Raw genomic sequence first — 8,627 nt, 5'->3', positions numbered from 1 at the left:
ATTACACTAAAAAGATACAAAAAAAGGAGCAGAAAACTTTTAGCTTCTGCTCCTTATTAATTAACAATTTATTTGTGAAAAGACTTTTTCAGTGCCCTCCGTTTTTAACTTCGGTATTTTTTTGTTTTAATTTTGAAATTAGCCCAAATGCTCGAGCATATCTTTGGTCATAGATTCCAGATCAAATTTGTGATTCCAGCCCCAGTCTTTTCTTGCATCAGCATCATCGATACTAGCAGGCCAGCTGTCCGCAATTTTTTGACGGAAATCCGGATTGTAAGTAATTTCAAATTCCGGAATATGTTTTTTGATTTCAGCAGCAATTTCAGTTGGCGTGAAACTCATGGCAGCTAAATTATAAGAAGAGTGTATTTTGATTTCTTCAGCCGGAGCTTTCATGATGTTGATTGTGGCGTCAATTGCATCATCCATATACATCATTGGCATTTTGGTTTCTGAGGATAAAAAGCACTCATATTTTTTATCGGCAATAGCTTTGTGAAAAATATCTACGGCATAATCTGTAGTCCCGCCGCCCGGAGGAGTCGACCAGCTAATTAGACCCGGATAACGAATACTTCTAACATCAACTCCGTAAATATTATGGTAGTATTCACACCATCTTTCACCGGCTTGCTTACTGATTCCGTAAACTGTCGAAGGTTCCATAATCGTATATTGAGACGTATTTTCTTTTGGTGTTGTTGGACCAAAAACTGCTATACTGGATGGCCAGAAAATCTTCTGAATTTTTTTGGCTTTCGCCAGATTCAAAACATGAAATAAAGAGTTCATATTCAAATCCCAGGCAAAAGCAGGGTTTTTTTCAGCTGTAGCCGATAAAAGGGCTGCCATTAAATAAATATCAGTAATCTGATGGATCTCTACAAGATGTTCAATTTGGTTAAAATCCAAAGCATTAATTACTTCAAAAGGACCGGAGTTAACGACGTCTGTATTTAATTTTCGGATATCAGAAGCAATTACATTCTCGGTTCCGTACAATTTACGAAGTTTCTGAGTCAGCTCTGTTCCAATTTGACCACAAGCACCAATAATTAATATTTTTGGATTCATTTGAATAGATTTTAAAGAACAAATATAGTTTATTCGTAAATTATAGTGCTTTTAAGAATGTTAAATTATGAATTTAATAACAAATAATATTTATTTTTGTATAATTCGTTCTGATGTGCATTTCTTAAACTTAACAAAATGCTTGTAATTCAAAATTCATAATTGTAAAATTTACTTGTAACTTTGTAGCTTAATGTTTTATAAAATGAAATACAAAATATCTCTTCTTCTGCTTTTCGCTTTCATATTGAATTCATGTCAGGATGAAAATGAAAGACGTATAGCTGAAAATAAAAAGGAAGCCAAAAAAAAGGAAATCATTTTTAATAATATAGATAAAGGCTGGTCGTTTATTGACGAACCTATTAATGAAGTTTCAGAAAAAAATGTAAATGATTGGAAAGAGTGGGGTGAATTTTTAAAAGAATTAGACGGAAAGCCAAAGAAAACTATTGGAGCATTTCAAAAAAAATCTGCTGCGATTGCCAAAAAATCTATGGCATTAAACAATAATATTCCGGCACAATTCAATCAGCCTCAAATCAGAAGTCGAATTTCTATTTTGATTACAAAAGTGAAGATGATGGATTTGTTTATTCATTTAGATAAAATTCCGGATGAAAAAGTTACTTTTTTAATTGGCGAAATCAATAAAGAGTTAGTTTCATTAGAAAGACAAATGGATAAAATTGTTGAAAAAAGCAAAATTCCACAAGAAGAAGGAGAGTCAGATTTCTTAAGAATGTTAGATACTACACGAGCAATCCCGAATTCGATGCCACCAATAGATAAAAATTTACCTAAAGTTGAGTAAAAACGCCTTATATACAACCTACGATAATCTGCCAAAAGCTGAGCAGATCGCAGCAAGTTTACTGGAAGGAAATCAAATAAAAATGAATCTTTCAGGATTACTTGGTTCTGCGGTTTCATTTATAATCCGTTCCGTTTTTAAGAAAACCGAACTGCCTTTTTTGATTGTTTTAGACAATAAGGAAGAAGCTGCGTATTACCTGAATGATCTGGAACAAATGATCGGAGAGCAGGATGTTTTGTTTTATCCGGCTTCATTTAGACGTCCGTACCAGGTTGATGAAACCGATAATGCAAATGTCTTGCTTCGCGCTGAGGTTTTAAACCGAATCAATTCCCGTAAAAAACCAGCGATAATTGTTACGTATCCGGAAGCACTTTTTGAAAAAGTGGTTACCAGAAGGGAACTTGATAAAAACACTTTAAAAGTAGCCTTGAACGATAAAATTTCGATTGATTTTATCAACGAAGTTTTGTTTGAATATGAATTTAAAAGAGTTGATTTTATTACAGAACCCGGCGAATTTTCGGTTCGTGGAGGAATTGTCGATGTATTCTCTTTCTCAAACGATCATCCGTACCGAATTGAGTTTTTTGGCAACGAAGTAGACAGTATCAGAAGCTTTGATGTAGAAACACAATTATCGGTAGAAACACATAAAAAAATTACGATTATCCCGAATGTCGAAAACAAACTTTTTCAGGAAAATCGCGAAAGCTTTTTAGATTATATTGCGGAAAGTACCGTTATTTTTATTCAAAATACAGAAGGGCTTTTTAGTCAATTAGACAAACAATTCGCAAGGGCTGAAGAAGCTTTTGAGAAATTGTCCAAAGAAATAAAACACGCTGTGCCGGAACAATTATTCTTAAATCAGGCTTCATTTATAAAGCGGTCTTTGGATTTTTCTGTAGTAGAATTGTCAAAACCGGTTTATAAAACAGCTAAGAAATTCGAATTTCATATTCAGCCACAGCCCTCGTTCAATAAGCAATTTGATTTGCTGCTAAACAATCTGAGCGACAATCATTTCAACGGATACAAAAATTATTTGTTCTGTTCAAATGAAACGCAGGCAAAACGTTTCCATGATATTTTTGAAAGCTTAGACGAAGCCAATTCGGAGAATATTAGAAAACAATATCATACTATTGTACTGCCTTTGTACCAGGGTTTTATTGATGAAGAAAATCAGATTACGGCATATACCGATCATCAGATTTTTGAGCGATATCATAAATTCAACATCAAAAATGGCTATTCGAAAAAGCAGAATATCACGTTAAAAGAACTAACAGCACTTTCAGTTGGCGATTATGTAACACATATCGATCACGGAATCGGGAAGTTTGGCGGTTTGCAGAAAATTCAGGTTGAGGGAAAAACCCAGGAAGCTATAAAACTGGTTTATGCCGATAATGATATTGTATATGTGAGTATTCACTCGCTTCATAAAATCTCGAAATACAACGGAAAAGACGGAACGCCTCCAAAAATTTACAAACTTGGATCGAACGCCTGGAAAGTTTTAAAACAGAAAACCAAAGCACGCGTTAAACATATTGCCTTCAACTTGATTCAGCTCTATGCAAAACGCCGTTTGGAGAAAGGTTTTCAGTTTGCGCCGGACAGTTATCTTCAAAACGAATTAGAAAGTTCGTTTATTTATGAAGACACTCCGGACCAGACCAAATCGACAGCAGAAGTAAAAGCAGACATGGAAAGTGATCGTCCTATGGACCGCTTAGTCTGTGGAGACGTAGGTTTTGGTAAAACAGAGGTTGCGATTCGTGCTGCTTTTAAGGCAGTTGACAACAGCAAGCAGGTAGCCGTTTTGGTTCCGACCACAATTTTGGCCTATCAGCACTACAGAACTTTTTCAGAACGATTAAAAGATATGCCGGTCACAATTGGGTACTTAAACCGATTTAGAACTGCCAAACAAAAATCGCAGACTTTAAAAGATTTAGCCGAAGGAAAACTCGATATCGTTATTGGAACACATCAATTGGTAAACAAAAATGTAGTTTTTAAAGACCTGGGTTTATTGATTGTCGATGAGGAACAAAAGTTTGGTGTAAACGTAAAAGATAAACTCAAAACCATTGCTGCAAATGTCGATACGCTGACGTTAACAGCAACACCAATTCCGAGAACGTTGCAGTTTTCATTAATGGCAGCGCGCGATTTATCAGTAATTACAACGCCTCCTCCAAATCGTTATCCAATTGAAACGAATGTAGTTGGTTTTAATGAAGAAACAATTCGTGATGCAATTTCATATGAAATTCAGCGCAACGGACAGGTTTTCTTTATCAATAACCGAATCGAAAATATCAAAGAAGTGGCAGGAATGATTCAGCGTTTGGTGCCAAATGCAAGAGTTGGAATTGGTCACGGGCAAATGGAGGGAGCAAAACTCGAAGAATTGATGTTAGGTTTCATGAACGGAGATTTTGATGTTTTGGTAGCAACCACAATTATCGAAAGCGGATTGGACGTTCCAAATGCCAACACGATTTTCATCAACAATGCCAACAATTTCGGATTATCAGATTTGCATCAAATGCGTGGTCGTGTTGGGCGAAGTAATAAAAAAGCATTCTGTTATTTCATCTGTCCGCCGTATTCATCCATGACCGAAGATGCGAGAAAACGAATTCAGGCATTGGAGCAATTCAGTGAACTCGGAAGTGGTTTCAACATTGCGATGAAAGATCTTGAAATTCGTGGTGCCGGAGATTTATTAGGCGGAGAACAAAGCGGTTTCATCAACGAAATTGGTTTCGATACCTACCAAAAAATCATGAACGAAGCTATCGAAGAATTGAAGGAAAACGAATTCAAAGATTTATATCCGGAAGAAAATGATATTGAAACGAAGGAATACGTAAAAGATTTACAGATCGATACGGACTTCGAGTTGTTGTTTTCTGACGAATATATCAATAATGTCACCGAACGTTTGAGTTTATATAACGAATTGGGTTCAGTCAAAAACGAAGAAGAGCTGGTTACTTTTCAAAACAAACTAATTGACCGTTTCGGGCCAATGCCTCCGCGGGCCAATGCCCTGATGAATAGTATCCGTATCAAATGGATCGCTACAAATATTGGTATCGAGAAACTGGTAATGAAAAAAGGCAAAATGATTGGTTATTTTGTTTCGGATCAACAATCAGATTATTATCAATCTTCGAAATTTAGAAAGGTTTTACAATTTGTACAAAAACAAAGCAGTCTTTGCACAATGAAAGAAAAACAAACGCCAAGCGGTTTACGACTTTTATTGACCTTTGAGAATGTAAAATCAACCAAAAGAGCTTTGGAGTTAATGGAAATGTTGGGTGAATAAATTTTAGAAGCAGAATAACTGAGTTTCAAACACCAACAGTCCCGTATTCCTTTCACACGATCGATTGCGAACTGACGAAGTAATCTTTTGCACCGAACCACGGCACAAAAGGATTTCCAGCCCTATCGGGGCTAAGTTAGAGGTTTAGTAATTTTATTGACCTTCTCAAACGTCTTTTTGAAAAGTAAACATAAAAAGTAAACCCGAATGAAAATTTTCATTCGGGTTTACTTTTTAAACAATATTAATTTGTGTAATTTAAAAGTTTTTTACTTCAAAGCTTGCTTCATTTATTACCTGTAACAGTAATTTCAAAAAGTAAAAAAATCACCTTGGGAAGGTGATTTAATTTGGTCAATTGGTTTTTTGGTTTAGATAGTTCATCATGAACCCAAAATACTTGCATCTATTATATGCGAGCTTTTTGTTTTCTGATAGTATTTATAGAGATGCCGAGTCCATTATGATTTATTTCTTAAGAACTCATGCCTTTCTTTCATGATATTTAATTTTTTTTTCTGCTTGTGATTTTCAATTCACTTTACCGAAATGTCTGGTGTAATTCATTTCTGTACAGCAAATATATAAAAATATTTTTCTCAATTATAGATATATAAAAAAACTTATTTTATTTTTTTTATCTATTTTTTTTTAATAATTAAAATTAATACTTAATTTATTAAGATATTTCAAATGTAGCTATTTCTTTTTTTTGATCATGAAAAAACGTCGTTATCAGGAATTAAATAAAAATTTCAATTTACTAAAAAACATTTGATCAGTTTTGATAGCTCAGATTACCTGTTCTTCTTTAAATTTGTATTATGTCTGAAACTCCAATTTATCGAAAAATAATCCACATCGATATGGATGCTTTTTATGCTTCGGTAGAGCAAATGGATGATCCTGCTTTGTGTGGAAAACCTATTGCTGTTGGTGGCTCAGAGAACAGGGGAGTAGTTTCTGCAGCAAGCTATGAAGCCAGAAAATTTGGTGTCAGAAGTGCTATAAGTGGTGTTTTGGCCAAAAAATATTGTCCCGAAATTATATTTGTCCGGCCTCGTTTTGATCGTTACAAAGAAATCTCTTCTAAGATTCATAAAATCTTTCATGAATACACAGATATGGTGGAGCCGCTTTCGCTTGATGAAGCCTATCTTGATGTAACTCAAAATAAAAAAGGAAATCCAAGTGCATCCTTATTGGCCCAGGAAATCAGATTACGAATTTTAAATGAAGTTGGAATCACAGCTTCTGCAGGAATTTCTATAAATAAATTCGTAGCTAAAATTGCGAGTGATTACAATAAGCCTAATGGCCAGAAAACGGTAAATCCTGATGAGGTAGTTCCTTTTTTAGAAGAATTGCCTATCAGAAAATTTTATGGAGTCGGAAAAGTGACGACAGAAAAAATGTACCAACTGGGGATTTTTACAGGATTAGATTTGAAAAGCAAATCACTTGAGTTTTTAGAAAAGCACTTTGGAAAATCAGGAAAATTTTATTTTCACGTTGTTAGGGGAATTCATAACAGCGAAGTAAAGCCTTCACGGAATACCAAATCTGTTGCCTCAGAACATACTTTTGATGTCAATCTTACATCGGAAATTTTTATGCTGGAACAACTCGAAAAAATAGCTGTTTCGTTGGAAAAGCGATTAAAAAGGTACAATGTTTCAGGAAAAACGGTCACACTTAAAATTAAATACAGCGATTTCACACAGCAAACCAGAAGCAAAACGCTGCCTTATTTTATTTCTGATAAAAGTTTAATTCTTGAAACGGTTGAAGAGTTATTGTATCAGGAACGAATGAAAGATTCTGTCAGGTTATTGGGGATTTCTTTGAGTAATCTAAATACAGAACAAAAAAAATCGGTAGTTGTTCAGTTGAAATTTGCTTTTTAATTAGATTAAAAAATCATTAAGTGAATAAAAAGCTAAGCAATACAATTTTTTTAGTTAATTTTAGCTATAATTTTTTTTTATGAATTCTGTTAATCATTATAGAGCGTTTTTCACTGAATCTGAAGCAAATTTAAATTGCAATTCAGTTCCGATACTTTGTTGGGATTTTCATTATGAATCTTTAAATGAACTGAAAACTTTCTCTTCGGATGTAAAAAAAATCCAACGTATTTCCAGCCAATTTAAATGGAATACAACTGATTTAGGAATAAATGAGCGAATAAAAGATGAGGTTGTTTTAATTACCGATTTAGAACAAAAAATAATTTTTGCTTCAGAGGGAGTTTGTAAAATGACAGGTTATACAGAAAAGGAAGTGCTTGGAAAATTGCCAAAGATGTTTCAGGGACCGAAAACTTCAAGTGTAACATTAGGAGAAATCAGAACAGCAATAAAAAAACAAATTCCTTTTGAAAAGACAATTTTGAATTATAAAAAAAACGGAAAAACTTATGACTGTACAATTCATGGTTTCCCTGTTTTTAATTTGAAAGGCGAATTGTCACATTTTATAGCATTTGAAAAAGCAGCATAAAAAAGGGCCTTTTGAATTTCAAAAGGCCCTTTTTTTATTTAGAAATAAGTTAATCTCTGCTTGCAAATTTTGACAATAATCTAAGGAACTCTATGTATAACCAAACTAATGTAATTACTAATCCCATAGCGCCATACCATTCCATGAATTTTGGCATTCTTTGCTGAACACCCTTTTCGATTTGGTCGAAGTCTAAAAATAAATTTAAGGCCGCAACAATGATTACAAAAACACTAATTCCGATACTCATCAATGAATTTCCATGATGAACAGGAGTAAAGCTGGTAAACATTGAAACTATCCAGGAAATTAAATAATAAGTTGCAATTGCCAATGTAGCAGCAATAACTATTGATCTAAATTGCTCATTTACTTTTACGATTTTAAATTTATATAGACCCAGACAAACTAAAAAAGTGACTAAGGTCGCTCCCTACGGCATTTAATACAATTCCTGGAAATTTTGCCTCAAAAATAGCGGAGATTCCTCCAATAAACAACCCTTCAAATATAGCGTAACCTGGAGCTAAATAAGGAGAGGCCTGAGGTTTGAATGCTGAAATTATTACCAAAATAAGGGCTATAATGGCGCCTCCAATAGTTGGTAACATTGCATTCATTCCATTAAATGCCATCCACCATGTTAAAATTGCTCCGGCACATAACAGTAAGAATAAAATGGCTGTTTTATTTATAGTACCGGATATAGTCATTTCCTGATTGTAATCGATAATCTGTGCTCCGTGTACTTGCTCAGAAGACTTAGAAACAGCATTTGATGAAAAACGCTTGTTACTTAAAAATGGATTTTTCGAATTGAAGTTCATATTTTAATACATTTAATTGTAATCAAATATAGGTAGTTTTTTTGAAGTCTGC

The 8,627-nt window shown here is 34.0% G+C and carries 5 protein-coding genes and 1 pseudogene; 4 read left to right on the top strand and 2 right to left on the bottom strand.

Going from position 1 to position 8,627, the window contains the following annotated elements:
* Positions 1–138: 138 nt before the first annotated feature.
* The gene (locus FLACHUCJ7_RS04095; protein WP_078226928.1) at positions 139–1,077 is read right to left on the bottom strand and encodes an L-threonine 3-dehydrogenase; all 939 of its coding nucleotides are present in this window, start codon (positions 1,075–1,077) and stop codon (positions 139–141) included.
* A 205-nt stretch (positions 1,078–1,282) separates the two neighbouring features.
* On the opposite strand from FLACHUCJ7_RS04095, the gene FLACHUCJ7_RS04090 reads away from it, so the two are divergent.
* The 4 genes from FLACHUCJ7_RS04090 (at position 1,283) to FLACHUCJ7_RS04075 (ending at position 7,748) form a co-directional block, all read left to right on the top strand.
* Positions 1,283–1,891: a hypothetical protein gene (locus FLACHUCJ7_RS04090; protein WP_180907996.1), complete on the top strand. Its 609-nt coding sequence runs from the start codon at positions 1,283–1,285 to the stop codon at positions 1,889–1,891.
* A complete protein-coding gene (gene mfd / locus FLACHUCJ7_RS04085) occupies positions 1,884–5,246 on the top strand; it encodes a transcription-repair coupling factor (RefSeq protein WP_180907995.1) in 3,363 nt (1,120 codons plus the stop codon). Before FLACHUCJ7_RS04090 ends, mfd begins: the two co-directional genes overlap by 8 nt.
* An 824-nt stretch (positions 5,247–6,070) precedes the next feature.
* Entirely contained in the window at positions 6,071–7,153 is a 1,083-nt protein-coding gene (gene dinB / locus FLACHUCJ7_RS04080) for a DNA polymerase IV (protein WP_180907994.1), read from the top strand.
* Between the two features lie 79 nt (positions 7,154–7,232).
* Positions 7,233–7,748: a PAS domain-containing protein gene (locus FLACHUCJ7_RS04075; protein WP_180907993.1), complete on the top strand. Its 516-nt coding sequence runs from the start codon at positions 7,233–7,235 to the stop codon at positions 7,746–7,748.
* Between the two features lie 49 nt (positions 7,749–7,797).
* Here FLACHUCJ7_RS04075 and FLACHUCJ7_RS04070 read toward each other — a convergent pair.
* A pseudogene (locus FLACHUCJ7_RS04070) lies at positions 7,798–8,575 on the bottom strand (Bax inhibitor-1/YccA family protein).
* Positions 8,576–8,627 lie beyond the last annotated feature (52 nt).

It is taken from the genome of Flavobacterium salmonis, assembly GCF_903819435.1.
In the GTDB taxonomy this organism is placed as follows: Bacteria; Bacteroidota; Bacteroidia; order Flavobacteriales; family Flavobacteriaceae; genus Flavobacterium; species Flavobacterium chungangense.
Note: the sequence above shows the minus strand (reverse complement) of the source record. Positions and strands in the feature narration are given on the sequence as shown.

Excerpts from the sequence above, each read along its gene's own strand:
- dinB (WP_180907994.1), top strand. The coding sequence starts at position 6,071 with ATGTCTGAAACTCCAATTTATCGAAAAATAATCCACATCGATATGGAT.
- FLACHUCJ7_RS04095 (WP_078226928.1), bottom strand. The coding sequence starts at position 1,077 with ATGAATCCAAAAATATTAATTATTGGTGCTTGTGGTCAAATTGGAACA.
- FLACHUCJ7_RS04090 (WP_180907996.1), top strand. The coding sequence starts at position 1,283 with ATGAAATACAAAATATCTCTTCTTCTGCTTTTCGCTTTCATATTGAAT.
- FLACHUCJ7_RS04075 (WP_180907993.1), top strand. The coding sequence starts at position 7,233 with ATGAATTCTGTTAATCATTATAGAGCGTTTTTCACTGAATCTGAAGCA.